This window comes from Kitasatospora sp. NPDC051984, from assembly GCF_044593455.1.
Lineage (GTDB): Bacteria > Actinomycetota > Actinomycetes > Streptomycetales > Streptomycetaceae > Kitasatospora.
On sequence record NZ_JBIUCB010000001.1, the window covers coordinates 524,557 to 549,989 of the forward strand.

28 protein-coding genes are annotated in these 25,433 nt (G+C 72.6%); 16 read left to right on the plus strand and 12 right to left on the minus strand.

The genetic code is table 11. The features are described 5' to 3' along the window. Positions 1-45: 45 nt before the first annotated feature. From ACIHEI_RS02410 to ACIHEI_RS02425, 4 genes are read left to right on the plus strand one after another with little or no spacing between them, the layout of a single operon-like run. Positions 46-999 carry an ABC transporter ATP-binding protein gene (locus tag ACIHEI_RS02410; protein ID WP_396605333.1) on the plus strand — a complete coding sequence of 318 codons (954 nt, stop codon included), beginning with the start codon at positions 46-48 and terminating at the stop codon, positions 997-999. Further along, positions 996-1,718, plus strand: a complete 723-nt coding sequence (locus ACIHEI_RS02415) for an ABC transporter permease (RefSeq protein ID WP_396605334.1) — start codon at positions 996-998, stop codon at positions 1,716-1,718. The genes ACIHEI_RS02410 and ACIHEI_RS02415 overlap by 4 nt, the downstream gene beginning before the upstream one ends. 8 nt (positions 1,719-1,726) lie before the next feature. Next, the gene (locus tag ACIHEI_RS02420) at positions 1,727-2,959 is read left to right on the plus strand and encodes a sensor histidine kinase (RefSeq protein WP_396605335.1); all 1,233 of its coding nucleotides are present in this window, start codon (positions 1,727-1,729) and stop codon (positions 2,957-2,959) included. Positions 2,960-2,969: 10 nt separating this feature from the next. Further along, positions 2,970-3,599, plus strand: coding sequence for a response regulator (locus tag ACIHEI_RS02425; protein ID WP_392953916.1), 630 nt, complete (start codon positions 2,970-2,972; stop codon positions 3,597-3,599). Positions 3,600-3,811: 212 nt separating this feature from the next. Here ACIHEI_RS02425 and ACIHEI_RS02430 read toward each other — a convergent pair whose 3' ends face one another. After that, entirely contained in the window at positions 3,812-4,681 is an 870-nt protein-coding gene (locus ACIHEI_RS02430; RefSeq protein WP_387637669.1) for a transglutaminase family protein, read from the minus strand. A gap of 50 nt (positions 4,682-4,731) precedes the next feature. Further along, entirely contained in the window at positions 4,732-5,679 is a 948-nt protein-coding gene (locus ACIHEI_RS02435; protein WP_396605336.1) for a GNAT family N-acetyltransferase, read from the minus strand. A 184-nt stretch (positions 5,680-5,863) separates the two neighbouring features. On the opposite strand from ACIHEI_RS02435, the gene fdxA reads away from it, so the two are divergent. After that, positions 5,864-6,190: a ferredoxin gene (gene fdxA, locus ACIHEI_RS02440; RefSeq protein WP_350511846.1), complete on the plus strand. Its 327-nt coding sequence runs from the start codon at positions 5,864-5,866 to the stop codon at positions 6,188-6,190. A gap of 17 nt (positions 6,191-6,207) precedes the next feature. Next, the gene (gene dapC, locus ACIHEI_RS02445) at positions 6,208-7,353 is read left to right on the plus strand and encodes a succinyldiaminopimelate transaminase (protein ID WP_396605337.1); all 1,146 of its coding nucleotides are present in this window, start codon (positions 6,208-6,210) and stop codon (positions 7,351-7,353) included. A 56-nt stretch (positions 7,354-7,409) separates the two neighbouring features. Here dapC and ACIHEI_RS02450 read toward each other — a convergent pair whose 3' ends face one another. Both ACIHEI_RS02450 and ACIHEI_RS02455 read right to left on the minus strand, forming a co-directional pair. Then, positions 7,410-8,138 carry a hypothetical protein gene (locus ACIHEI_RS02450; protein WP_392953927.1) on the minus strand — a complete coding sequence of 243 codons (729 nt, stop codon included), beginning with the start codon at positions 8,136-8,138 and terminating at the stop codon, positions 7,410-7,412. Between the two features lie 347 nt (positions 8,139-8,485). Further along, positions 8,486-9,439, minus strand: coding sequence for a hypothetical protein (locus ACIHEI_RS02455; RefSeq protein ID WP_396605338.1), 954 nt, complete (start codon positions 9,437-9,439; stop codon positions 8,486-8,488). A 156-nt stretch (positions 9,440-9,595) separates the two neighbouring features. Between ACIHEI_RS02455 and dapE the strand changes: the two genes are divergently transcribed. Continuing rightward, positions 9,596-10,669: a succinyl-diaminopimelate desuccinylase gene (gene dapE, locus ACIHEI_RS02460; RefSeq protein ID WP_387637655.1), complete on the plus strand. Its 1,074-nt coding sequence runs from the start codon at positions 9,596-9,598 to the stop codon at positions 10,667-10,669. Positions 10,670-10,948: 279 nt separating this feature from the next. Then, positions 10,949-11,731, plus strand: a complete 783-nt coding sequence (locus tag ACIHEI_RS02465; RefSeq protein ID WP_387637652.1) for a TIGR00730 family Rossman fold protein — start codon at positions 10,949-10,951, stop codon at positions 11,729-11,731. Between the two features lie 20 nt (positions 11,732-11,751). On the opposite strand, the gene folP is transcribed toward ACIHEI_RS02465, so the two are convergent. Continuing rightward, positions 11,752-12,564, minus strand: coding sequence for a dihydropteroate synthase (gene folP, locus ACIHEI_RS02470; protein WP_387638864.1), 813 nt, complete (start codon positions 12,562-12,564; stop codon positions 11,752-11,754). Between the two features lie 207 nt (positions 12,565-12,771). On the opposite strand from folP, the gene ACIHEI_RS02475 reads away from it, so the two are divergent. Further along, positions 12,772-13,218 carry a DivIVA domain-containing protein gene (locus tag ACIHEI_RS02475; RefSeq protein WP_396605339.1) on the plus strand — a complete coding sequence of 149 codons (447 nt, stop codon included), beginning with the start codon at positions 12,772-12,774 and terminating at the stop codon, positions 13,216-13,218. Further along, positions 13,215-13,781, plus strand: coding sequence for a DNA-3-methyladenine glycosylase I (gene tag, locus ACIHEI_RS02480; protein ID WP_387637647.1), 567 nt, complete (start codon positions 13,215-13,217; stop codon positions 13,779-13,781). The genes ACIHEI_RS02475 and tag overlap by 4 nt, the downstream gene beginning before the upstream one ends. A gap of 102 nt (positions 13,782-13,883) precedes the next feature. Here tag and ACIHEI_RS02485 read toward each other — a convergent pair whose 3' ends face one another. Further along, the gene (locus ACIHEI_RS02485; protein WP_396605340.1) at positions 13,884-14,684 is read right to left on the minus strand and encodes an enoyl-CoA hydratase/isomerase family protein; all 801 of its coding nucleotides are present in this window, start codon (positions 14,682-14,684) and stop codon (positions 13,884-13,886) included. A gap of 292 nt (positions 14,685-14,976) precedes the next feature. Here ACIHEI_RS02485 and ACIHEI_RS02490 point away from each other — a divergent pair, with 292 nt between their 5' ends. Further along, positions 14,977-15,144 (plus strand): DUF3117 domain-containing protein, encoded by a 168-nt coding sequence (locus ACIHEI_RS02490; RefSeq protein ID WP_014137929.1) that lies wholly within the window; start codon positions 14,977-14,979, stop codon positions 15,142-15,144. 105 nt (positions 15,145-15,249) lie between these two features. Here the strand turns inward: ACIHEI_RS02490 and ACIHEI_RS02495 are convergent, their stop codons facing one another. Then, positions 15,250-15,927 carry an O-methyltransferase gene (locus ACIHEI_RS02495; protein WP_387637642.1) on the minus strand — a complete coding sequence of 226 codons (678 nt, stop codon included), beginning with the start codon at positions 15,925-15,927 and terminating at the stop codon, positions 15,250-15,252. A 247-nt stretch (positions 15,928-16,174) separates the two neighbouring features. On the opposite strand from ACIHEI_RS02495, the gene sigE reads away from it, so the two are divergent. From sigE to ACIHEI_RS02515, 4 genes are all read left to right on the plus strand, one after another. Continuing rightward, complete coding sequence (gene sigE / locus ACIHEI_RS02500; RefSeq protein ID WP_387637639.1) at positions 16,175-16,882, plus strand: RNA polymerase sigma factor SigE; 708 nt, start codon at positions 16,175-16,177, stop codon at positions 16,880-16,882. Next, positions 16,879-17,715: an anti-sigma factor family protein gene (locus tag ACIHEI_RS02505; protein WP_396605341.1), complete on the plus strand. Its 837-nt coding sequence runs from the start codon at positions 16,879-16,881 to the stop codon at positions 17,713-17,715. Before sigE ends, ACIHEI_RS02505 begins: the two co-directional genes overlap by 4 nt. Positions 17,716-17,846: 131 nt before the next feature. Continuing rightward, entirely contained in the window at positions 17,847-18,269 is a 423-nt protein-coding gene (locus ACIHEI_RS02510) for a sec-independent translocase (RefSeq protein WP_387637633.1), read from the plus strand. Between the two features lie 209 nt (positions 18,270-18,478). After that, positions 18,479-19,135, plus strand: coding sequence for a hypothetical protein (locus ACIHEI_RS02515; protein WP_396605342.1), 657 nt, complete (start codon positions 18,479-18,481; stop codon positions 19,133-19,135). Between the two features lie 79 nt (positions 19,136-19,214). Here ACIHEI_RS02515 and ACIHEI_RS02520 read toward each other — a convergent pair whose 3' ends face one another. The 4 genes from ACIHEI_RS02520 to ACIHEI_RS02535 form a co-directional block, all read right to left on the minus strand. Further along, positions 19,215-20,375 (minus strand): Mrp/NBP35 family ATP-binding protein, encoded by a 1,161-nt coding sequence (locus ACIHEI_RS02520; protein ID WP_387865619.1) that lies wholly within the window; start codon positions 20,373-20,375, stop codon positions 19,215-19,217. 56 nt (positions 20,376-20,431) lie between these two features. Then, on the minus strand, positions 20,432-21,061 hold the full coding sequence (locus ACIHEI_RS02525) for a DUF1003 domain-containing protein (protein WP_387637625.1): 630 nt from the start codon (positions 21,059-21,061) through the stop codon (positions 20,432-20,434). Continuing rightward, positions 21,051-22,334, minus strand: coding sequence for a magnesium transporter MgtE N-terminal domain-containing protein (locus tag ACIHEI_RS02530; protein ID WP_396605343.1), 1,284 nt, complete (start codon positions 22,332-22,334; stop codon positions 21,051-21,053). The genes ACIHEI_RS02525 and ACIHEI_RS02530 overlap by 11 nt, the downstream gene beginning before the upstream one ends. 137 nt (positions 22,335-22,471) lie before the next feature. Then, positions 22,472-22,999 (minus strand): hypothetical protein, encoded by a 528-nt coding sequence (locus tag ACIHEI_RS02535; RefSeq protein WP_396605344.1) that lies wholly within the window; start codon positions 22,997-22,999, stop codon positions 22,472-22,474. Between the two features lie 120 nt (positions 23,000-23,119). Here ACIHEI_RS02535 and ACIHEI_RS02540 point away from each other — a divergent pair, with 120 nt between their 5' ends. Further along, positions 23,120-24,037, plus strand: coding sequence for a DMT family transporter (locus ACIHEI_RS02540; RefSeq protein WP_396605345.1), 918 nt, complete (start codon positions 23,120-23,122; stop codon positions 24,035-24,037). A gap of 18 nt (positions 24,038-24,055) precedes the next feature. Here ACIHEI_RS02540 and ACIHEI_RS02545 read toward each other — a convergent pair whose 3' ends face one another. Continuing rightward, positions 24,056-25,171: a magnesium and cobalt transport protein CorA gene (locus ACIHEI_RS02545; protein ID WP_387637614.1), complete on the minus strand. Its 1,116-nt coding sequence runs from the start codon at positions 25,169-25,171 to the stop codon at positions 24,056-24,058. Positions 25,172-25,433: the final 262 nt, after the last annotated feature.

The following is a 25,433-nucleotide window of genomic DNA, read 5'->3' on the forward strand; positions in this document are numbered from 1 at the left end:
CTTGAGGAGTCGCAGAGAAACGGCTCCGAAGGGACTGGGAGACAGATGGGTACGGGAACGGGGGAGGTCGCGGCCTTCCGGAACGTCAGCAAGAGCTACGGCCGGGTGAAGGCGGTGAACGGACTCGACCTGGTCCTGCGACCGGGCGAGACGGTCGCCCTGCTCGGCCCGAACGGCGCGGGCAAATCCAGCAGCCTCGACCTGCTGCTGGGCCTGCGCGAACCCGACAGCGGCACCGTCGAACTGTTCGGCGGCACCCCGCGCGAGGCGATCACCGGCGGCCGGGTCGGCGCGATGCTGCAGAGCGGCGGCCTGATGAGCGACGTCAAGGTCCGCGAACTGGTCACCCTCGCCTGCAAGGTGCACCCCAAGGGGCACAAGCCCCAGGAGGTGCTGACGACCGCCGGGATCGCCGACCTCGCCGACCGCCGGGTCGACAAGCTCTCCGGCGGCCAGGAACAGCGCGTCCGGTTCGCCCTCGCGGTGGCCGGCGCCAACGACCTGATCGTGCTGGACGAACCCACCACCGGTATGGACGTCTCGGTCCGCCAGCAGTTCTGGGCCACCATGCGCGCCCAGGCCGACGCCGGCCGCACCGTGCTCTTCGCCACCCACTACCTGGAAGAGGCGGACTCCATCGCCGACCGGGTCCTCGTCCTGCACAAGGGCCGGCTGATCGCCGACGGCACCTCCGCCGAGATCAAGGCCAAGGCCGGCGCCCGCCGGATCGGCTTCGAACTGCACCCCTCCGACGGCGGCCCGCTCGACGAGGCCGTGCTGCGCGCCCTGCCCGGCACCGTCGGACTGGACGTCAGCACCCGCACCGACGGCGTGCACACCGTCCGGATCCGCTCCACCGACGCCGACGCGGGCGTCGCCGCGCTCTACAAGGCCGGCCTGTACCCGCGCGGGCTGGAGGTCACCAGCCTCGGCCTGGAGCAGGCCTTCCTGACCATCACCGGAGAGCAGGACAAGGACGACGAGGAGAGCGCGCGATGACCACCCTGATCCAGCTGGAGATCCTGCGCACCCTGCGCAACAAGAAGTACCTGATGCTCATCGTCCTCTACCCGGCCCTGCTGTACGTGTTCTTCATCAGCGCCTACGGCAGCGGCGGCACCGTGGCCGGCGGAGTCCCCGTCAAGTCGTACTTCATGGTCTCGATGGCCACCTTCGGCGCGGTCGGCGCCGTCCTCACCGGCTCCGCGCAGCGGATCTCGCTGGAACGCAAGGCCGGCTGGACCCGCCAACTCCGGCTCACCGCACTGCCCGGCCGGGCCTACACCATCGGCAAGATCGCCGCCTGCGCCGTCACCACGCTGCCCGCCATCGCCGTGGTCTTCGCGGTCGGCGCGATCGAGGGCGTCGACCTCACCGCCACCCAGTGGCTCGGCCTGGCCGCCGTCCTGTGGCTCGGCAGCTTCGTGTTCGCCGCGCTCGGCGTCGCCCTCGGGTACGCCGCCCAGCCGGACGCCGTCCAGCCCGTCGTGATGATCGCCTACATGCTGATGGCACTGCTCGGCGGCACCTGGTTCCCGGTCAGCGACTCGCTGAAGACCTTCGCCCGGTTCAACCCCGTCTACGACTACAACCAGCTGGCCTCGTTCATCCACGGCCAGGGCGTCGCGGGCTCCGCGATCGCCGCCCTCGCCGGCTTCCTGGTGCTGTTCACGGCCGTCGCGGCCTACCTGTACCGCAAGGACTCCCGGCAGGCATGATGGCCCGCATGCAGACCACCGGCCCGGCCCGCCGCCCCGACCACCCCGGGGAGGACGGGCCGGACGGCCGCTGGACGACGTACCCGGGCGCGCCCGTCGACACCCGCCGCCAGCTCCTGGTCAAGCTGATGTGGACGTCCGTCTGGGCGTTCTACCTGCTGTACCCCGTCCAGGACCTGGCGACCGGCCGGCACACCACCGCCGCCACCGTGGCCGGAGCGGCGCTGCTGGTGGTCTTCCTGGCCGCCTACATGTCGCTGGTGGTGATCCGCAACAGCCGGCGGACCACCCGCTCCAGGCAGTACCTGCCGTTCGCGCTGATCCTCGGCATCGCCGTCGGTACCTCGATCGGCCTCGGCGAAGCCTGGCTGACCCTGTTCACCTACACCTCGGTCTGCGCCGCCATCATCCTGCCCGGCCGCAGAGCCCTCGCCGGCATCGCCGGCGTCACCGGGGTCTTCGCGACCATCGGCTTCGCCACCGCCGCCGACCGCACCACCTTGGTCGCGGTCGGGCTGCCCTGCCTGCTGGCCGGCCTCGCCATGTACGGCATGCAGCGCCTTGTCACCACCATGCGCGAACTGCGCGAAGCCCGCACCGCCGTCGCCCACCTCGCCGCCTCCGAGGAACGGCTGCGCCTCGCCCGCGACCTGCACGACCTGCTCGGGCACTCGCTCTCGCTGATCGCCATCAAGAGCGAACTCGCCGGCCGCTTCATGGACGCCGAGAAAGCCGCCGAGGCCCGCGCCCAGGTCGGCGACATCGAAAAGGTCGCCCGGCAGTCGCTCACCGACGTCCGCGAAGCCGTCAGCGGCTTCCGTCGCCCCACCCTGGCCGTCGAACTCGCCGCCGCCCGCACTGCCCTGACCGCCAGCCGGATCGAACTCGACGCCGACCCCCGCCTGACCGACGAACGCCCCGGCCTCGGCCCCGAGGAGACCGGCGCCCTCGCCTGGGCCCTGCGCGAAGCCGTCACCAACGTGGTCCGGCACGGCGTCGGCGCCACCCGCTGCTCCGTCCACCTCGACGAGACCTGGGAGGACGACGGCCGCCACGCCGTCCTGGAAGTCGTCGACAACGGCCCCGGCCCCGGCAAGTCCCACCCCGGCAACGGCCTCTCCGGCCTCCGCGAACGCCTCGAACAGGTCGGGGGCCACCTCGACGCCGGCCCCGCCAACCGCGGCAAGGGCTTCCGGCTGCGCGCCCTCGTCCCCCTGCGGCCCGGCCCCAGCGGGGAATAGGCTGCGCCCCGTGACGGACCGAACCGGTGACCAGCAAGTACGCGTACTCCTGGCGGAAGACCAGAGCATGGTGCGGGAGGCCCTCGCCGCACTCCTCTCCCTGGAGGACGACCTCGACGTCGTCGCCCAGGTCGCCCGCGGCGACGAGGTCGCGGCCGCAGTGACGGAACACCGGATCGACGTCGCGGTCCTCGACATCGAGATGCCCGGCATGACCGGCATCGACGCCTGCGCCGAGATCCGCCGCGTCCACCCCCGCACCAAGGTCGTCATCGCCACCACCTTCGGCCGCCCCGGCTACCTCCGCCGCGCCATGGAATCCGGCGCCGACGCGTTCCTGGTCAAGGACGCGCCGGCCGCGGAACTCGCCGAAGCGATCCGGCGCGTCCTGCGCGGCGAGAAGGTCATCGACCCCACCCTGGCCGCCGCCGCACTCGCGGAAGGCGCGAACCCCCTCACCCCACGCGAACGCGACGTCCTGGCCGCGGCGGCGGACGGCTCCGTCAACGCGGACATCGCGGCCCGGCTGCACCTCTCCGAGGGGACGGTGCGGAACTACCTGTCGATGGCGATCCAGAAGACCTCGGCGCGCAACCGCGCGGAGGCGGTACGGGTCGCCCGCGAAAAGGGCTGGCTGTAACAGGATGAGGTGAACCACCAGGGGCGCGGGAAGACTTGCGCGAGCAGGCGGGTGCGAAAACAGGGGCGCGGGGAACTGCGCGACCAGCGCAGACCACGTCCCCAAGGTCGCGATCAAGTGCAGGTCATTGTCCTGCGTCGCGATCTTGCGGACGGGGTGCCTCCCGCCTCGCGCAGTTCCCCGCGCCCCCGGTTTCGCACCCTCTCGCGCCCTCAGTTCAGCCGGTGCCGCGCCGATTTGGCCTCGTCGCGGACGCGTCTCGCGCTGTCCGGGTCGAACGCGTCCAGGATCTCCGCGTACGAGTCCATCTCCGCGGCCCCGCCCAGGAAATCGCCGGTCTTGACCAGCAACTCGGCGCGCTCCAGCCGGAGTTGTGCGGGGTGGCGGGGGAGGAGCAGGGCGAGTTCCGCGGCCCAGAGCTGGGTGCGGGCGTGTTCGGGGCGTTCGGCGGCCCAGTGGCGGATGTTGCCGAGGACGCGCAGGACGGTGTCGAGCGGCTGGGCGGGGGTGAGCAGTTCGGGGGTGTAGGGGTGGCCGGACGCGGCGACCAGGCGTTCGACGTCGGGGATGTCGAGCAGGCGGCCGCCGTGGAAGGGGTCGGCGAGGACGTAGTCGTCGCTCCCGTCGGGCCCGCCGACCGCGACGATGAAGTGGCCGGGCAGGGCGATGCCGTGGACGGTCAGGCCGGCCCGGGCGGCGACCGCCGACCAGACCAGGGAGAGCATGATCGGCAGCCCGCGGCGGCGACGGAGCACCTCGGGGAGGAGGGAGGACTCCAGCCGCCGGTAGTCGGACTGGCGGCCGTGGAAGCGTTCCCGGCCGCCGAGCACCGCCGCGAGGAGCGCGGCGGTCTCCTCGGGGCCGCGCGGGCGGCGTTCGGCGACGGCCTCGCGGATGGCGGCGGCGTGCCGGTCCAGGGCGGTCTGGCAGGCGCTCAGGACGGCGTCGAGGTCGGGCGGTTCGGCGCTGTCGCCGGGGTCGCCGAGGGTGTGCTCGGCGGCGGCGAGCAGGCACAGCAGCACCGGGTCGGGGTTGTCGGCCCGGGCCTCGGCTCGGAAGCGGGTTCTGCTCTGCTCGGTCACTGCGGCCTTCGGTTCAGCAGCGGTTCGTGGCTCGGTTCAGGTGGTGCACGCTACCGCTGGGGAAGGCGCGCGTAATGGTAAGTGTGACTGGTCGTGAAGCCCCGGTGGTCGTAGAGCGCCTGAGCGCCGTGGTTGTCGGCCTCGACCTGCAGGTAGGCGCCGGTGGCGCCCTCTTCGGCGGCACGCGCGGCGAGTACCGCCATCACGGTGGTGGCCAGGCCGCTGCGGCGGGCGGCCGGGACGACCTCGATCGCGGAGAACCCGGCCCAGTCGCCGTCCACCGCCATCCGGCCGATCGCGAGCGGGGTGCCGTCGGGGCCGGGCACGTGGGCGAACCAGACCGACGGCCCGCCGTGCAGGACGGCGCCGGCGGCGGCCTCCAGGGCGGGGTCGTCGCCCACCCGGCGGTACAGGGAGAGCCAGTCGCGGTCGGCCGTGCGGGACAGCCGGACCTGCCGCCAGCTGTCCGGTGCGGCCGCCCTGGTCAGTCCGCCGAGCCGGGCCTTGCGGACCGCGGTCGGGGCCAACCGGTCGCCCAGCCCGTCGAGTCCGGGCGGCGAGGCGCCGTCCACCACCTCGACGAGTGCGGGCAGGCCGCGGGCCGCGTACCAGTTGCGGACCAGGTCCAGCGCCTCGTCCAGCGGCAGGCCTGGGTCGCCGATCGCCTGCACCGAGTTGGCGCGCTTGGTGAAACCGGCGGAGGCGCGCAGCACCCAGTCGCCGAGCGGCTGCTGTTCGACGGCGGGCCAGCCGCGCGCCGCGGTCCGCTGGAGTTCGGCCGGAGTGATGCCGGGCATCGGGACGTTCCGGGCGGGGAACGGCGGCACCGGCTTGCCCGCGACCAGCAGATCTGCGGCGAAACGCGCCGACACGCCGCGCCGGGACTCGATCGTCAACCCGTCGCCGTCCCAGGAAGTGAGCACGCCGATCACATCGCGGAACACCGGCCGTCCGTCCGCCACGCCGTCAACGCGCCGCGCCGAGACGCGTCTTCCCACGTCAGACGGGTCTATCCGGACCTCCGGACGGGCCTCCAGCGGTACTCCGCCGACCATCAACCGCACCTCCTGTGCATTTGCGTCCCCCGACCCGCGATACTAGGGGCGGGCATCGACGACGCCGCGCGCACCGCGCGACCGAGTAAACAGTAGGGCGGCAGCCCTTCCGAGGAGGAACGACAGCGTGACCTACGTCATCGCGCAGCCTTGTGTCGACGTGAAGGACAAGGCGTGCATCGAGGAGTGCCCCGTCGACTGCATCTATGAGGGTTCGCGTTCCCTCTACATCCACCCGGACGAGTGTGTGGACTGCGGTGCGTGCGAGCCGGTGTGCCCCGTTGAGGCGATCTTCTACGAGGACGACACTCCGGAGGAGTGGAAGGACTACTACAAGGCGAACGTCGAGTTCTTCGACGACCTGGGCTCGCCCGGCGGCGCCTCCAAGCTCGGCCTGATCGAGCGTGACCACCCGTTCATCGCGGCCCTGCCCCCGCAGAACGCCGACCACTGATCGGTGGCATCCACGCTGTGAGCACCAACGACAGCACGCACGCGCCGTTCCCGGGACACCCGGGGGCGGCGCGCCGCGTATCCGACCGCCTGCCGGTCTTCCCGTGGGACAAGCTCGAACCGTACAAGCGCACCGCCGAGAGCCACCCGGACGGGCTGTGCGACTTCTCCGTCGGCACCCCCGTGGACCCGGTGCCGGAGCTGATCCAGCAGGCCCTGGCCGCGCACACCGACACGCCCGGCTACCCGACCGTGTGGGGCCCGCTGGCCCTGCGCGAGGCGATCGCCGGCTGGCTGAACCGCCGGGTCGGCGCCGAGATCGGCCCCGCTGCGGTGCTGCCCACCGTCGGTTCCAAGGAACTGGTGGCGTGGCTGCCCGGCCAGCTCGGCCTCGGCCCCGGCGACCAGGTCGCCTACCCGAAGCTCGCCTACCCCACCTACGAGGTCGGCGCGCTGCTCTGCGGCGCCGAGCCGGTCGCGTACGGGGACATCGACGAGCTGGACGGCGGCAAGGTCCGGCTGCTCTGGCTGAACTCGCCGTCCAACCCGACCGGACGGGTGCTCGGCACCGACGAGCTGCGCCGCGCCGTCGAGTGGGCCCGGGAGCACCGGGTGCTGCTGGTCAGCGACGAGTGCTACCTCGAACTCGGCTGGGAGGCCGAGCCGGTGTCGGTGCTGCACCCGTCGGTGTGCGGCGACTCGCACGAGGGGCTGCTCACCGTCCACTCGCTGTCCAAGCGCTCCAACCTCGCCGGGTACCGGGCCTCGTTCGTGGCCGGCGACCCGGTGGTGGTCCGTGAGCTGCTGGAGATCCGCAAGCACGGCGGCATGATCGTGCCCGCGCCGGTGCAGGCGGCCACCGCGGCCGCGCTCGCCGACGACGCGCACGTCGCCGAGCAGCGGGAGCGGTACGCCAAGCGGCGCGGCGCTCTGCGGGCCGCGCTGGAGGCGTACGGGTTCCGGATCGAGCACTCCGAGGCGAGCCTGTACCTGTGGGCGACCCAGGACCGGCCGTGCTGGGAGACCGTGGCCGAACTCGCCGAGCTGGGCATCCTGGTGGCCCCCGGCGACTTCTACGGCCCGGCGGGCGACCGCTTCGTGCGGGTGGCGTTCACCGCCACCGACGAGCGGGTGGCCGCCGCCGTGGAGCGGCTCAAGCGCTAAGCATGTGGAAGGGGCGGAGCCGGTCGGCTCCGCCCCTTCGGCGTTCGTGCGAGGGATCAGCCGGCGAGGTGGCTGCCGCCCGCGCCGCCCAGCCCGCCGAGCAGCCCGCCCAGCGGGGTGGCGCCCAGCAGGCCGCTCAGCGGGTTGTTGGTGCCCCCCATCGGGGGCATCCCGCCCAGGCGGTTGGCGGACTCGTGCTCGGCCAGGCCCGCGACGGCGCCGGTGACCGGCAGCGACTGGACGGCGCCGAGGACCGGGGCGAGCTTCTCGGCGGCCGGCAGGCTCTGCGCCAGGCGGTCCACCGGCAGGTTCTTGGCGACGGTGCCGAGCGGGGTGGCGGTGGCCTTGCGGGCGGCCGGGAGGACCTTGTCGGTGACCGCGGGGCCGACCTTCTGCTCGACGGCCGGGACGACCCGGTCGGACAGCGTGCCGAGCGCACCGGTCAGCTGGTCGGCGTGGGCGGCCGGGCCGAGGTGGCCGAGCGCCTCGTCGGTGGAGGGCAGGGCGTGCGCGACGGTGCTGCCGGCCGCGTCACCGACGGCCGGACCGCCCGCCGCGAGGGCCGCGGAGCCGGTGGTGCCGACCATGTGGCCGAGCTCGTGGCTCGCCCCCTGCACCGTGTCGCCCGAGTTGGGGACGTTGGCCAGCTTGGTCACTCCGGCGCCCAGGTCGGTCTGCGGGACCACCTCGGAGGCGGAGGCGGCACCCGCGGCCGCGAGCGGCGCCGCGGTGGCGGCGACGAGCAGCGCGGCCTGGGCGAGCCGGCGCGTGAGGGGGAGGGACATGGTGCTCCTAAGAGGTGAGGTCTACGGTCCGCCGGGCGGACGGCCGGTACGGCTGTCCGCCCGGCGGGCGACGTGTATGACCGCAAGAGCACCGGGAAGGTTTCGGCCGGTCAAGGTCAAGGGTTGGTAAAGATCGGACGATCCGCTTTCCGGCAAACCGGGTGGATCGTCCACGATGCGACGGCTGAAGAATCGTCACTTCCCTTGGCGGGCACGGAAACCCTCGTCCGCGTCCCGGACCGGCGTGTCGGCGGTTCGCCGACTGCCGTGCCGTCAGCGGGAGTTGACGCGAATCACCCGGTGGGCCGTCACCCGGGCATTTGTGCGTCAACGCACCGCCGGCGCCGTCACTTCTTCTTCGGCGGCGCGCCCAGCGTCACCAGCACCCGGTCCGTCGGGGCGGTCGGCAGCGGCTTCCAGCCGTCGTTGGGCCGGTCCACCCGCCACACCTTGCCGTCGTAGGCGACCTGCCCGATGCCCAGGTCCGCCGCCCGCGCCACCGACCACTGGGCCAGCGCCCAGCCGGTCTGCTGGGTGCCGCCCGCGCTCGCGGTGCTCGCGGTCGGCTGCGGGGTGAAGGCCAGCACCTCGCGCGGGTCCTTGGCCGCCTTGTCGGCGGGCGCCACCGTCACCGCCTTGCCGAACTCCCGTCGCACCCGGTCGGACACGCCGGTGGCCGGCGGGGCCGCCGAGTCCGGCTGCGGAAGCTCGTGCACCACGCAGTTCAGCGCCGCCGGCTCGCGGCCCATCAGCACGGTGGCCAGCAGCGTCGCGTTGTTCTCGTGCTTGGCGTACGCCTGCGGGTAGCCGCTGCGCTGCACCTGCTGGGCGGCGTCGGTCAGCGGCATCTGCGCGTAGCCGTTCACCTTCACCAGCGCGTCCAGGAACTTGTTGGTCGCGTACACCGGGTCCATGATCTGCTCGACGGTGCCCCAACCCTGCGACGGGCGCTGCTGGAACAGGCCCACCGAGTCCCGGTCACCGCCCTCCAGGTTGCGCAGCTTGGACTCCTGTATGGCGGTCGCCAGCGCGATCGTCACCGCCCGCTCGGGCAGGCCGCGGGACATCGCCACCGCCGTGATGGTCGCCGCGTTCGCCGCCGCGCCCAGCTCCATCGACCCGGAACCGGACGTGGCGGTGACCTTGCAGCCCTCGTCCGGGACGGTGATCTTCTCGCGGTTCAGCCACACCACCAGGCCGCCGACCACCGCAAGTGCCAGTACCCCCACCAGGATTCGCCGCCACGGCCGCCGACGGCGCTCCTCGGCGCCACCCTCCGAGTACTCGGCGTCTGTGGCCACCGTGGCCCCTCTCCTCGTCGTCCGTCGTCCACGCAGCGGTCCGCTTTCCGATTCCGCGCCGTCCGCGGACACCGTAACCGTTCGGACGGTCGTACGGGTCCGCGCGGTTGCGTGCCAGGCCCCGGGGCCGCCCGGCCGCTCGGTAGGGTGGCCGCCATGAGCAGCCCGAACGAGCCCCTCGACCTGACCCTCGACGGCGGCACGCTGACCGCCCGCCTCGTCGACTTCCCGTCCGTCAGCGGCGAGGAGACCGCCCTCGCCGACGCGGTCGAGGCCGCGCTCCGGGCCTACCCGCACCTCACCGTCGACCGGTTCGGCAACAACGTGGTCGCCCGCACCCACCTCGGCCGGGCCGCGCGGGTGGTGCTCGCCGGACACCTGGACACCGTCCCGATCGCCGACAACGTGCCCTCGCACGTCGAGGGCGACCTGCTCTACGGCTGCGGCACGTCCGACATGAAGTCCGGCGTCGCGGTCCAACTCCGGCTCGCCGCAACGGTGGAGGAGCCCAACCACGACGTCACCTACGTGTTCTACGACAACGAGGAGGTGGAGGCCGAGCGCAACGGCCTCGGCCACCTGTTCGCCACCCACCCCGACTGGCTGGCGGCCGACTTCGCGGTCCTGATGGAACCCAGCGGCGCCGTCGTCGAGGGCGGCTGCCAGGGCAGCCTGCGCGCCGACATCACGCTCACCGGCGTGCGCGCCCACGCCGCGCGCAGCTGGCTCGGCGACAACGCCATCCACAAGGCCGCCGAAGTGCTGCGCCGGCTGGTCGAGTACAAGCCCCGACGGGTCGTCATCGACGGCCTGGAGTACCGCGAGGGCCTGAACGCCACCCGGATCGACGGCGGCGTCGCCGGGAACGTCATCCCCGACGAGTGCCGGATCCACGTCGCCTTCCGGTTCGCCCCCGACCGCAGCCTGGAGCAGGCCGAGGACCACCTGCGGGAGGTCTTCGACGGCTACCAGCTGGACATCGTGGACGCCTCCCCCGCCGCTCTCCCCGGTCTCTCCCAGCCCGCCGCACAGGCCTTCCTGGCCGCCGTCGGCGGCGAGCCGCGGGCCAAGTTCGGCTGGACCGACGTCGCCCGGTTCTCCGCGCACGGCGTCCCCGCGGTCAACTACGGCCCCGGCGACCCGAATCTGGCACACAAGCGCGAGGAGCACTGCTCGCTGACCGCGATCGCCGAGGTCGAGGCCCGCCTGCGGGCCTGGCTCACCGCGTAGGGGTTGTCCGGCCGGTCTTGCCGGGCGCGCGAAGCCGGATCATCCCGCCTGGAAGCACCGGCAAACCATCCAAGTACACCCAGTACGAGGACGGTTCGCCGGCACTCCCAGCCGGGCGCGAAATGGGGGCACCTCCCAGCCCCCAAGGGCTGGGGGATCCGCGCGCTGATCCGACAAGACCGGCCGGACAACCCCTGGCCGCCGCACGGCCTTTGGCGGACGGGCAGCCGTTTCCCGTTGTTCCTCGGAAAGTTGCCTTGTCAGGCGTAGGGTTTCGTCATGACAGCCAACGGAGATGAACCCGTCCGCAGGGCCAGGAAGCCGTGGCCCGAGAAGCGCAAGGGCCCGGTGCTGCTGCGGCGGGACCAGGTCGAGACGAAAACGACGGACCAGGCCCTGCTGGACACCACCGGGCCGACCGACTGGTTGCACACCGACCCGTGGCGGGTGCTGCGGATCACCTCGGAGTTCGTCGAAGGCTTCGGCGCGCTCGCCAAACTGCCCACCGCCATCAGCGTGTTCGGCTCCGCCCGGACGCAGGTCGGCTCGCCCGAGTACCAGACCGGCGTGGAGATCGGGCGGGCCCTCGCCGAGGCGGGCTACGCGGTGATCACCGGCGGCGGCCCCGGTGCGATGGAGGCCGCCAACAAGGGCGCCGTCGAGGCCGACGGGCTGAGCGTCGGCCTCGGCATCGAGCTGCCCTTCGAGCAGGGCCTGAACGAGTACGTCGACCTGGGCCTGAACTTCCGCTACTTCTTCGTCCGCAAGACGATGTTCGTGAAGTACTCCCAGGGCTTCGTCGTGCTCCCCGGCGGACTCGGCACCCTGGACGAGCTGTTCGAGGCGCTCACCCTGGTGCAGACCCACAAGGTCACCCGGTTCCCGGTGATCCTGTTCGGCAGCGCCTACTGGGGCGGGCTGGTGGAGTGGCTGAAGTCCACCCTGGTCGCCCAGGGCAAGGCCAACCCCGAGGACCTCGAACTGTTCCACGTCACCGACGACGTCGCCGAGGTGCTGAAGGTCCTGGAAGAGGCCCGCAAGCCGCAGGGCACGCCCGCCTAGCCGAGGCGGACGGACGGACCCTAGGCGAGCCCCCGGCGGGCGACCGCCGGGGGACGGGTGCCGCGGATCGACGCCACCATGTCCAGCACCTGACGGGTCTCCGCGACCTGGTGCACCCGGTAGACCTGCGCGCCCAGCCAGGCGGAGACGGCGGTGGTGGCCAGGGTGCCGAGCAGCCGCTCGTCCACCGGCTTGTCGAGCGTCTCGCCGACGAAGTCCTTGTTCGACAGCGACACCAGCACCGGGAACCCGGTCGCTGTCATCTCCGGCAGCCGGCGGGTCGCCTCCAGCGAGTGCCGGGTGTTCTTCCCGAAGTCGTGCCCCGGGTCGATGATCAACCCGTCGCGGCGCACCCCGAGTTCGATCGCCCGCTCGGCCAGCCCGACGGTCACCCGCAGGATGTCCGCCATCACGTCCTCGTACCCCACCCGGTGCGGACGGGTGCGCGGCTCCGCGCCGCCCGCGTGCGTGCACACCAGGCCCGCGCCGTACCGGGCCGCGACCTCGGCGAGCTTCGGGTCGAAGCCGCCCCAGGCGTCGTTCAGCAGGTCCGCACCGACCTCGCAGACCGCCTCGCCGACCTCGTGCCGCCAGGTGTCCACGCTGATCACCGCGTCCGGGTGGCGCTTGCGCAGCTCCGCCACGAACGGCACCGTGCGCCGCAACTCCTCCTCGACGGTGACCTCTTCGCCCGGACCGGCCTTCACCCCGCCGATGTCCAGGATCGCCGCGCCCTCGGCCATCGCCCGGTCCGCCGCGGCGAACGCGGCCTCGTCGGCGAAGGTCGCCCCCCGGTCGAAGAACGAGTCCGGGGTGCGGTTGACGATCGCCATGACGACCAGCTCGTCCGGGCCGAACTCCCTTGTGCCGAGGCGTAGTGCCACCGTTGTCTCCTCCTCAGCGCTCCCGGGTGCAATGATGGGCCCCGGCCTGTACCGGACCATGATCCCACCTGATCCTGACCACGGGCCGAAGCCGACCGTAACTGCCGGGCCGGAACTGCCGGAGCCGGAACTGCCGGGGACTGACGGAGGACGCTCGTGTTCTGGGTGATCGTGGTTGCGATGGCCGTGGTGGTCGGCGGTGCCGCGCTGGTGGCACTCGGCGCCGGCGGATCCCTCCCCGAGGCGGAGCACGACCGCCTCACCGCACGCCTTCCGCAGGACCGCCCGCTCAGCCGCACCGACGTCGACGACCTGCGCCTGCCGATGGCGCTGCGCGGCTACCGGATGGACGAGGTCGACGACGTCCTCGACCGCCTCGGCGCCGAACTCGCCCTCCGGGACGCGAAGATCGCCGAACTGGAGGCCGTCGGCGCGGTGCGCGGCTCGGTCGAGGCGACGGGCGGCGCGTCCGGCGAGCCGCTGCCCGGGCTGGAGTCGTTCACGGCCGTGCTGGAGAAGAAGCCCCACTCCGAGGGCCCTGCCGACGCCGCTTCCGAGAAGTCCGAGAAGTCCGAGAAGTTCGAGAAGGGTGACCGCTCGTGACCGGTGCCGTGCTCGGTGAGGACGGGCTGCTGCGCTGCGGATGGGGCGACTCGTCCGACGACTACCGGGTCTACCACGACACCGAGTGGGGCCGTCCGGTCCACGGCGACCAGGCGCTGTTCGAGCGGATCTCGCTGGAGGCGTTCCAGTCCGGGCTGTCCTGGATCACCATCCTGCGGCGCCGCGAAGGCTTCCGGGCGGCGTTCCGGGACTTCTCGATCGCCGAGGTCGCGGAGTTCGGGGACGACGACGTGGAACGGCTGCTGGCCGACACCGGAATCATCCGCAACCGCGCGAAGATCGTCGCCACCATCGCCAACGCCCGCGCCGCACGTGAACTCGACGGCGAGCTGGACGCGTTGGTCTGGAGCCACGCCGGGGACCCGGCCCGGCCGGCGCCGAAGACGCTGGCGGAGGTGCCGGCCGTGACGGCGGAGTCGACGGCGCTGGCGAAGGCGCTGAAGAAGAACGGGTTCCGGTTCGTGGGGCCGACGACCGCGTATGCGCTGATGCAGGCGTGCGGGCTGGTGAACGATCACCTGGCCGATTGCCACGCGCGGTAGCCCGCCCGAGCAGCCACGGCTCGCCGTCCACGGACCTTACCGGGGGTGTCGTTCCCCTTCGCGCCGTTCCCCGCGCCCCTGACGGGGCGCGGGGGTTGAGAGCTACTTGCCCACGAAGGTGGGCTTTTCCTTGGCCACGAAGGCATCGACCGCGATGCGGTGGTCCTCGCTGTTGCCGGCCATGGTCTGCAACTCCTCCTCCTTGTCGAGGAGTTCGTCCAGCGAGTGGGACGCGCCGTACGCCAGCGACTCCTTGATCGCGCCGTAGGCGACGGTCGGGCCGCTCGCCAGGGTGAGGGCGAACTCGTGGGCGGTGGCGGCGAGTTCGGCGGCGGGGACGACGCGGGTGGCGAGGCCGAGGGTGAGGGCTTCGTCGGCGCGGACGGTGCGGGGGAGCATCAGGAGTTCGGTGGCGCGGGCGTGGCCGACCAGGCGGGGGAGGGTCCAGGAGGCGCCGGAGTCGGTGGTGAGGGCGACGCCGGCGAAGGAGGTGTTGAAGCCGGCGGTGTCGGCGACGATCCGGAAGTCGCAGGCGAAGGCGAGCGAGGCACCGGCGCCGGCCGCGATGCCGTTGACGGCGGCGACGGTGGGCTTGCGCATCCCGGCGAGGGCGCGGACCAGCGGGTTGTAGTGCTCGGCGACGGTGCGCAGCGCGCTCTCGCCGGTCGCCTGCTGGTGGTGCAGCAGCCCGAGGTGTTCCTTGAGGTCCTGTCCGACGCAGAAGGCCTTCTGGCCGGCGCCGGTGAGCAGCACGGCCCGCACGTCGGGGTCGGTCGCGGCGGTGGTGACGGCGTCCCGGAGGGCGACCTTGGTGGCGACGTCGAGGGCGTTCATGGCGTCGGCGCGGTCGATGGTGAGGACGGCGAGGGCGCCGTCGCGGTGGTAGCGCACGGTGTCGGACATCGGTGAGGGCTCCCGGGTCGCGGTGGGCTGTCGTGGGCACAGCATGCCGGAGTGCGGCCGGGTGGGGGAGTGTGAGGTGGCGCACCCCTGGCGGGCGTGTCGGAGTGCGGCGGGATGCGGCTTCCAGCCGGTAATAGGCGCTTTGGTGCGGGTTCGGGAGGCTTGGCGGAGAGAGTGATGTTGGTCATCGAGCGGTCGCATGCGGGATAATGGCTTCCGATCAATGCGTTCGATACCGGCGGTGGACGGACTGCCGGTGCGTACCTGAACGGTTGCAGGAAGGGGAACGAGCATGGCGGCCATGAAGCCGCGGACGGGTGACGGCCCGCTGGAGGTAACCAAGGAGGGGCGGGGCATCATCATGCGAGTTCCGCTCGAAGGGGGTGGGCGCCTGGTGGTGGAGCTGACGCCGGACGAGGCGGACGCTCTGGGCGAGGCTCTGAAGAAGGCCTGCGGCTGACCCGAGCGGGTACTGCCACTCGCACGTCCCGGGCGCTCCGGGAGTGTTCGACGGGCCCGGTCCCCCGGTGCGGGGAGCGGGCCCGTTCCGCGTGTCCGGGCGGGTTCAGCGTTTGACGGCGCAGAGCAGGCCGTCGCTGACCGGGAGCAGCGCGGGCAGCAGGGTGTCGCCCTGTTCCCGGATGTCGGCGACCAGGTCGCGCACCGCGCGGGTCTGCGGGTCGTCGGCCTCGGGTTCGGCGAGCCGGCCCTCCTGGAAGACGCCCTCGAAGCAGACCACGCCGCGCGGCCGGAGCAGCCGCATCGCCTCGGTGAGGTGGAAGCCGGAGTCGGCCGGGTCGCCGTCGCAGAACACCAGGTCGTACTGCCCGTCGGCGAGCCGGGGCAGCACGTCGCGGGCCCGGCCGGGGATGAAGCGGGCCCGGTTGGCGGCGAATCCGGCGGCCAGGTACGCCTCGCGGGCGTACTGCTGGCGGACGGGTTCGGAGTCGACGGTGGTGAGCACGCCGTCGGGCCGCATGCCGCGCAACAGGTAGACGCCGGAGACGCCGGTGCCGGTTCCGATCTCGACCACCGCCTTGGCGTCGAGCGCGGCGGCCAGCAGGCGCAGGGCCGCGCCGCCGCTGGGTTCGATCGCGCGTATGCCGGTGCGGGCCGACTGGGCCCGGGCGTAGGTCAGCACCGCGTCCTCGCCGACGTAGGTGTCGGCGAGGGCCACTCGCTGGGGCCCGAACTCGGTGATGGCTGCCTCTTCCGGAGCGCCGATGTCGATGGAAGTCGACAAATTCCAGCGACAGACTACTGGCCGTCCGGGAACCGCGTTCGACGGCTGGCCGTTGAGTTGTCGTGGGTGGCCGGACCGCCCGCGGCGGTCGCTGTTCGACCGCTCTTATCCGGGCTTGACGTGTGAGGTGGATATGGTGGTGGCTCTGCTGGGCAGAAGAGCCGACCGAGGAGGTGTGGCCGAGGGCGACGTCCCTGTGCAGCGGCACGTCCGCGGCACCACGTCGGCCCGTACGCCGAAGCCCGTGATGAACCAGTCTGTGCACTCCCCCCTGGACAAGTCGACCGCAGCCGACGACTCGGTGGCCGAGGCCCCCGGCAAGCTCGCGTCCTTCGCGGAGGGGCCCGACGCGCAGAGCTGGACGCCGCCCAGCTGGGAGGAGATCGTCGAGGCGCACAGCGCCCGGGTCTACCGCCTCGCCTACCGGCTGACGGGCAATCAGCACGACGCCGAGGACCTCACGCAGGAGGTCTTCGTCCGGGTGTTCCGCTCGCTGTCCACGTACACCCCCGGCACGTTCGAGGGCTGGCTGCACCGGATCACCACCAACCTGTTCCTGGACATGGTGCGCCGCCGCCAGCGGATCCGCTTCGACGCCCTCGCCGAGGACGCGGCGGAGCGCCTGGCCAGCCGTGAGCCCAGCCCCGCCCAGCACTTCAGCGACACCCACTTCGACGCGGATGTCCAGCAGGCGCTGGACACCCTCGCCCCGGAGTTCCGTGCCGCCGTGGTGCTGTGCGACATCGAGGGCCTCTCCTACGAGGAGATCGCCGCCACCCTCGGGGTGAAGCTCGGCACCGTCCGCAGCCGGATCCACCGCGGCCGCTCGCACCTGCGCGCCGCCCTCAAGCACCGGGCGCCGAACGCCGCCGCGGGCCGTTCGCGCCGGGGCGGCTCCGTCGAGCCCGTGGCGGTCGGTGCCGAACCGGGCGGAAGCGACCGGAGGGGGTCATGAGCGATCACGCCCCCGAGCGCGCGGACGCCACCGGCCGCTCGCGCTGGGCGTCGCTGCGCCGCGCCGCCGAGCAGGCCCCGGCGGCGGCCGAGTTGCGGCCCGTGACGATCCGTCCGGTCGAGCCGGCGGCCGAGGAGCACCACCACCTCGGCGACCGCCTCACCGCGTACCTGGACGGCGAACTCGGCCACGACGCCCGCGAGCGGGTGCAGGCCCACCTGGCGACGTGTCCGGAGTGCCTGGCCGAGGCGGAGGGCGCCCGCGCGGTCAAGCGGACGCTCAGCGACGCCGGCGCGCCCGGCCCGTCCGCGGCGCCGATGGCCCGGCTGCTGGCCGTGGCCGCGCTGCCGGAGGACGAATCGGGCCCTGATGGGCCGTCGGGTGCCGTGTTCGGCGGCAGCAGGCTCACCGGCGGCTCCTTCGGCCGGGGCGCCGGCTTCGGCGGCGGCGCGCTGGGCGCCGACGCCCCGATACCCGGGATCGACCCGCGGGCCGGTCTGTTCGGTGCCCGCCCGTCCGCCGCACCGCGTCCGCTGGCCGCGCTTGCCGAGCTGCCCACCCCCCGCCCGGTTCCGCCCCGCGGTCGCCGGCTGGTGTTCGCCGCCGCCGGGGCGTTCTCGGTCGCCGCGGTCACGCTCAGCGGCGTCGGCGGCCTCACCACGGGCCAGGGCGGCCCCAACCGGCAGCCCACCAGCGTGACCCCGGTCGGCGGCGCGATCGTCCCCGTCAACGCGCAGCAGCAAATGGACGCCCCGGACTTTCCGATGCGGGCCCGGCTGCAGGCCAGCCCGCAGCCGTCGCCCAGCGGTGACCAGCTCCAGGTCCTGCGCTAGCCTGCCTTCACCGGCACGCCGTCGACGCCGGTCGCCCAGGTGGTCTTTACCACGGATTCACCTGAGGAAGGCCGGGGAACGGCCGCCCGCGTTTACCCTTGGTTCAGCGTTGTCGGGTGCTGGGAGTTCAGGTGTTCGGAGACATAGGCGGACTCGAGGTCCTGACGATCGTCATCATGGCCATCGTGATCTTCGGGCCGGACAAGCTTCCGAAGCTGATTCAGGACACCATGGCGTTCATTCGCAAGATCCGCTCCTTCGCGGACAACGCGAAGGACGACATCCGCAGCGAACTCGGGCCGGAGTTCCAGAACTTCGATTTCGAGGACCTCAACCCGAAGACCTTCGTCCGCAAGCAACTGCTCGGCGACAACGACGACCCGCTCGGGCTGAAGGACCTCAAGGACAGCGTCGACCTCAAGTCCGCGCTGAACGGCGAGCCGACGCGCACCCCGAGCGCCTCGGTCGACTTCTCCAAGCCGGCCTCCCCGTTGAGCAACGGCCCGGCCCTCGCGGCCGGCGAGCGCCCGCCGTTCGACCCGGACGCCACCTGACCGACGCTCCCCGCCCGACCCCGACGCCCCGCCCGGCAGGCGGGGCGTCGTCGTCCGCGCCGCTATCGTGTCCACTACCTCCCCGGACGGCGGGCGCTGTGCGGTCCGTCACGCCCGGCCGTGTCCGGCCCGGTTTTCCCGGACGGAGGGGCCGCGGTGCGCCACCATGGAGCCCGCCCGTGGCAGGAGCACAGCCGAGGAGGCCCGCAGTGGACGCCACGCAAACGACCGCAGAACCCGCCGCCACGCGTCGGCCCGCCGCCGACCCCCTCGCCGCCTACCGCGCCGCCGACTTCCCCTGGTACGGCCTGGACGAGGGCTGGACCGGCCGCCGCTGGCTCGGCCAGGTCGGCACCGGCCAGAACTCACGCGCCGCGCAGTCCGACCTCCCCGACTACGGCACCCTCGGCCACGGCGACGAACCCGCCCGCGGACCCGAACCGCGCGACACCCGCCGCTTCGCGCTGGTGGTCACCGTGGCCCGCCGCGAGGTCCGCCGCAGCGCCGACAACACCGGCACCCTGGAAGCCACCTCCGCGTCCTCCGCCGCCTGGCTGGCCGGCTCCGGCCTGCTCGCCGCCACCTGGCCCGGCAACCTCGACCGCACCCTGCGCCAGCACTGGCTCGACCAGCAGTCCACCCTCGCCTGGGACCTGGCCGACGACCTCGACGGCCCCGCCTGGTCCTCCCTCACCCTCCCCGTCAACGGCGTCCCGCAGCCCTTCCGCTACCGCGAATCCGAATACGGCTGGGTCCTGGCCGGCGAGGCCCCCGGCGTCCTCATCGGCGCCTACGGCCGCTCGGTCTCCGCGTACGGCATCGGCTTCACCACCGTCCCCGACCTGGCGACCTACGACGGACGGTAGGCCCGGCCGGACACACTACGGCTCCAGCAGAAACGGCCCCGGGCAGGTGCCCGGGGCCGTTCGTGGTGCTGGGGGTCCGTCAGAACTTGTTCTTCGGGGTCAGGCCCAGGGAGAGGCCGGACAGGCCGCGCTGGCGGCCGGAGAGCTTGCCCGCGATGGTGCGCAGGGCGGAGCCGGCGGGGGAGTCCGGGTTGGAGAGGACGACCGGGCGGCCGTCGTCGCCGCCCTCGCGGAGGCGGACGTCGATCGGGATGGAGCCGAGGACCGGAACGGTCGCGCCGACGCTGCGGGTCAGGGCGTCGGCGACGGTCTGACCGCCGCCGGTGCCGAAGACGTCGATCATCTCGTCGCAGTGCGGGCACGGCATGCCCGACATGTTCTCGATGACGCCGACGATCTTCTGGTGGGTCTGCAGCGCGATCGTGCCGGCCCGCTCGGCGACCTCGGCGGCGGCCATCTGCGGGGTGGTGACGATCAGGATCTCGGCGTTCGGGACGAGCTGCGCGACCGAGATCGCGATGTCGCCGGTGCCGGGCGGCAGGTCGAGCAGCAGGACGTCCAGGTCGCCCCAGTACACGTCGGCGAGGAACTGCTGCAGCGCGCGGTGCAGCATCGGGCCGCGCCACACCACCGGCGCGTTGCCCGGGGTGAACATGCCGATCGAGATGACCTTCACGCCGTGCGCCGCCGGCGGCATGATCATGTCCTGCACCTGGGTGGGCCGACCCTCGACGCCCAGCATGCGGGGCACGCTGTGGCCGTAGATGTCGGCGTCCACCACGGCGACCTTCAGGCCGTCCGCGGCCAGCGCCGCCGCCAGGTTGACCGTCACCGAGGACTTGCCGACGCCGCCCTTGCCGGAGGCGACCGCGTACACCCGGGTCAGGGTGCCCGGCTTGGCGAACGGGATCTCCCGCTCCGGGGCGCCGCCGCGCAGCAGCTGCGACAGCTCGCGGCGCTGCTCCTCGCTCATCACGTCGAGCTCGACGGAGACGGCGGTGACGCCGGGAACGGCGGACACCGCGTCGGTGACCCGCTGGGTGATCGTCTCGCGCATCGGACAGCCCGAGACGGTGAGGTACACCGCGACCTTCACCGCGCCGCCGTCGCCGATCTCGACGGACTTCACCATGCCGATCTCGGTGATCGGACGGTTGATCTCCGGGTCGTGGACGGTCGCCAGGGCTTCCTGGACGGACTGCTCCGTCACCCCGGCCGCCACCTCTGTCTCGTTGGCCATGTGTTGATGGTACGGCGCTGCGCCCCGCCCCCGACTCGCCGGTAGCGTGCCGCGGGTCACAACGGGTCGGCGGGCTCCCGCCGTTCGTCGATCTCCCGGAGCAGCGACTGCAGTTCGGACCGGATGAAGTCCCGGGTGGCGACCTCGCCGAGGCCCTGCCGCAGCGCCGCGACCTCGCGGGTCAGGTACTCGGTGTCGGCGATGTTGCGGTCGCTGCGGGCCCGGTCCTGCTCCATGTTGACGCGGTCGCGGTCGTCCTGGCGGTTCTGCGCGAGCAGGATCAGTGGAGCCGCGTACGAGGCCTGCAGCGACAGCACCAGGGTGAGGAAGATGAACGGGTAGCTGTCGAAGCGCACGCCGGGCGGGAGCAGGGTGTTCCACGCCACCCAGGCGATGATCACCACCGTCATCCAGACGATGAACCGGCCAGTGCCCAGGAAACGGGCGATCCGCTCGGAGAGCTTGCCGAACGCCTCCGGGTCCCAGGCGGGCAGGTGGATCAGGCCCGGGCGGCCGGTGCGCGGCTGGTCGAGCCGGGAACGGGAGCCCGGGGACTGGCCGGGGCGCTCCTCGCGGCGGACGCGCTGCTCCCGGGTCCGCAGTTCGCGCAGCTGGCGCAGCTGGCGCAGCTCGCCCTGGATCCGCTGGCCCGGCGAGTCGTGGTGGCGCTTGCGGTCACTGTCCATCGAGCACCTCGTCGGTGGGGATGCCGTGCGCCGAGCCCTCGCGCCAGTCGTCCGGCAGCAGGTGGTCCAGCACGTCGTCCACGGTGACCGCGCCCAGCAGGTGGTCGTCCTCGTCGACCACGGGCGCCGCCACCAGGTTGTAGGTGGCCAGGTAGGACGTGATCAGCTGGAGCGGGGTGTTCGGCGGCAGCGGGTCGAGGTCGTCGTCCACGATCGAACCGACCAGCGTGTACGGGGGCTCGCGCAACAGCCGCTGGAAGTGCACGGTGCCCAGATAGGTGCCGGTCGGAGTCTCGTTCGGCGGGCGGCACACGTACACCTGAGCGGCCAGCGCCGGCTTGGTGTCGGAGATCCGCACCCGGGCGAGCGCCTCGGCGACCGAGTCATCGGGTTCCAGGACGATCGGTTCGGTGGTCATCAGGCCGCCCGCGGTGTCCTCCTCGTAGGAGAGCAGCCGGCGCATCTCCGCCGCCTCGGCGGGCTCCATCAGACGCAGCAGCCGCTCGGCGTCCTCGGTGGGCAGTTCGGAGAGCAGGTCGGCGGCGTCGTCCGGGTCCATGGTCTCCAGGATGTCCGCGGCCCGCTCCTCCTTGAGCTTGCCGATGATCTCCACCTGGTCGTCCTCCGGAAGCTCCTCCAGGACGTCCGCGAGCCGGTCGTCGTCGAGCGCCGCCGCGACCTCCGCCCGGCGCTTCGCCGACAGGTGGTGCATGACGTTCGCCAGGTCGGCCGCACGCAACTGCTCGAACGTGGCCAGCAGGTTGGCCGCGCCCTGACCCTCCTCCGACAGCGAGAAACCGGTGACGGCGGACCAGTCGAGCAGCAGCTGCTCGCCCTTGGCCTTGCGCAGCCGGGACGGAGGCTTCCCGACCTGGACGAAAACCTTGTCGATCTCCCACTCGCGCAGGCGGGTCTGCACCATCGCGACGTCCAGCACGGTCACCTCGTCGGCGGTCTTGGTGCGGGTGACGGTGCGGTCGAGCAACTCGGCCAGCACCAGCGTCTCCGACGGACGCTGCTCGAACCGACGCATGTTCAGCAGGCCGGTGGAGAGCACCTGGCCGGACTCCAGACTGGTCACCCGGGTCATCGGCAGAAAGATCCGGCGGCGGCCGATCACCTCCACCACCAGCCCGAGAACCCTGGGCGGGCTGCCACCGAGACGCAACGAGACCACCACGTCACGGACCCGGCCCACCTGATCGCCGTTCGGGTCGAACACCGCGACCCCGGAGAGGTGGGAGATGAACACTCGGCTGCCTGGCCCCGCCATGCGACTCCCTCGGGGGGAAACGGACACAACCACCCAAATCTATCGGTGGCGCGTCGGGGCGGCAGGTCATTGAGGTGTCGCGATCTTCCTGGCGGGTGCCTTCCGTCCCGCGCAGTTCCCCGCGTGCCTGCTTGCGCTCAGCGCTTCTGCTTCTTCTTGAACAGGAGCTTCGGGAGGCCGGCCGGGATCGGTTTGCGGGTGGTGGCCGGGGTGGGCATGGGGGTGGCGGTGAGGGCGCCGTCGGGGTGGGGGGCGAGGGGGCCGGCGGGCTCCAGGCGGAGGATGCGGCACTCGCGGGCCCAGCGGTCGCCGATGGTGTCGGTGTCGGGGGCGTTGAGGCGCTTGCCCTTGAGTTCCTCGACGACGCCGTCCCAGGCGGGGGTGCCGGGGGCGACGGCGGTGACGGTGGCGGGGAAGGTGACCAGTCGGCCGCCCTTGTCCTTGCTGCGGACGGTGAGGGTGGCGGTGGTGCCGGCGGCGAGGCCGTGCAGGGGCTGTTCGGCGCCGTCGCCGACGACGATCACGGCGCCGTCGTGCCAGGCGTGCCAGAGCGGACGGGCGTGCGGCTGCCCGGCGGGCTGCACCCAGAGCAGGCCGGACTTCTTGGCGGACTCCTCCACCAGGGCCCGGTCGAGGAAGTCTGCCGGGGTCGTCGTACGCTCCATGCCGCACAGCGTACGGCCTGGTCCCCGGGGGACGGTTCCATCCCCCGGGACGACAGTGCCATGACGGGCGGACAGCCCTTACGGTGTTTCCTGCCCCGCCCCGTCCGCCGAAGGAGAACCGTGCTCGCCACCAGGACCGCCCCCGCCGCGCCCGCGGTGGCCGATCAGCAGCGGGTGTTGCCGCGCACCGACCTGCTGCTGCTGGCGGTGTCGATCGCGGGCATCTCGCTGTCCGCCCCGCTGATCAGCGCGACGGCCGCGCCCGCGCTGGCGATCGCGTTCTGGCGCAACGGCATGTCGGTGGCGGTGCTGGGCCCGTACGCGCTGTGGCGGCACCGGGCCGAGCTGCGCGGGATCTCCCGGCGGTCGCTGCTGCTGGCGATGGCGGCGGGTGTGCTGCTGGCGCTGCATTTCGCGCTGTGGATGCCCAGCCTGCGGATGACGTCGGTGGCGTCCGCGACCGCGCTGGTGACGACCACTCCGCTGTGGACGATCCTGCTGATGCGCCTGCTCGGGGTGCGCGCGCCGCGGCTGGTGTGGCTGGGCACGGGGCTGGCGTTCGCGGGCGTGCTGGTGCTGACCGGCGTCGATCTGTCGGTGTCGTTGCGCGCCCTGCTCGGGGACGGTCTGGCGCTGGCCGCGGGCGCCGCGGCGGCCGGGTACGTGCTGCTGGGCGCGGAGGTGCGGCGCACCCTGTCGACCACCGCGTACACCCTGATCTGCTACGCGACCTGCGCGGTCGCGCTGCTGGCGGTGTGTCTGCTGATGGGTACGCGGCTGTCGGGCTGGCCGGCCGGCGCGTGGTGGCAGATCGTCCTGCTGATGGTGGCGGCGCAGCTGCTCGGGCACTCGCTGAGCAACCGGGTGGTGCGCACGCTGGGCCCGTCGATCACCTCGACGGCGATCCTGCTGGAGACCCCGGGCGCGGCGCTGATCGCGGCGGTGTGGCTCGGCCAGTGGCCGCCGGTCGCCGCCTACCCCGCGGTCGGGATGATCCTGCTGGGCCTGGTCCTGGTGGCCCGGGCGGAGCGCCGCTGACGCTCCGCCCGGTCGGCCTCACAGCCAGCCGTTGCGGCGGAAGCCCCGGTACATGCCGACGCAGATCAGCGCGATCACGCCGAGCACGGTCGGGTAGCCGTACGTCCACTGGAGTTCCGGCATGTGCTCGAAGTTCATGCCGTACACGCCGGTGATCATGGTGGGGACGGCGAAGATCGCCGCCCACGCGGTGATCTTGCGCATGTCCTCGTTCTGGGCGACCGAGACCTGCGCCAGGTTGGCCTGGAGCAGCGAGTTGAGCAGTTCGTCGAAGCCCTGCACCTGCTCGCTGACCCGGGCCAGGTGGTCGGCGACGTCCCGGAAGTACTTCTGCATCTCCGGGTCGACCAGCCGCGCGACGGGCTCGGCCAGTTGCAGCATCGGCCGCAGCAGCGGGGTGACGGCGCGCTTGAACTCCAGCACCTCGCGCTTGAGCTGGTAGACCCGGCCGACGTCGGCGCCGCTGCCGCCGCGGTTGGCGAACACGCCGTACTCGATCTCGTCCACGTCGTTCTGCAGCCGCTCGGCGACCAGCAGGTAGTTGTCCACCACGTGGTCGGCGATCGCGTGCAGCACCGCCGCCGGGCCGAGGGCGAGCAGGCCGGTGCCCTCCGCGTCGGCCTCCAGCCGCAGCCGCAGGGCGCGCAGCGAGGAGTGCGCGCCGTGCCGGACGGTGATCACGAAGTCGGGGCCGGCGAACACCATCAGCTCGCCGGTCTCGACCACCTCGCTGGTCGGGGTGAGCTGCTCGTGCTCGATGTAGCGCACGGTCTTGAACACCGCGAACAGCATGTTGTCGTATCGCTCGACCTTGGGACGCTGGTGCGCGTGCACCGCGTCCTCCACCGCCAGCGGGTGCAGGCCGAAGCGCTGGGCGATGCCCTCGAACTCGGCCTCGGTGGGCTCGTGCAGGCCGATCCAGCTGAACGAGCCGGGCCCGCTCTGGTGGGCCGCCTTCACCTGCCGGGCCGCCTCGCGCGGGCTGCAGGTCTCGCCGATCCGCTTGCCCTGCTGGTAGACGGCGCAGTCCACCACCGCGGACGGGCTGGTACCGGAGGGCAGTCCGAGATCGTCACCGGCCCGGCGGCGGGTCGGGCGGACGACGGCGGCGCGCAGGTTGTTGATCATCGACATGGCGCGGACTCCTTGGGCCGGACCGGCGCGCACCCCGGCAGGGCAGGGCGAACGCGACGGCGGAAAACACCGGTGGACACGCCGGAGCCGATGGTGCGCCAGAAAGCCGTTGCTGGGCGGGTTTCGACGGCTCGACCCCGGGGAAGGTGCTCTCCCGGCCGGACGCCACGCTGCGTGTGAGCCCAGGTCAGCCGTGAAGGCGGCGGGCCAGGGTGGGCCGGAGAGAGCTGCCGGTACTGCATGGTCGACTGCTGTCCACCGT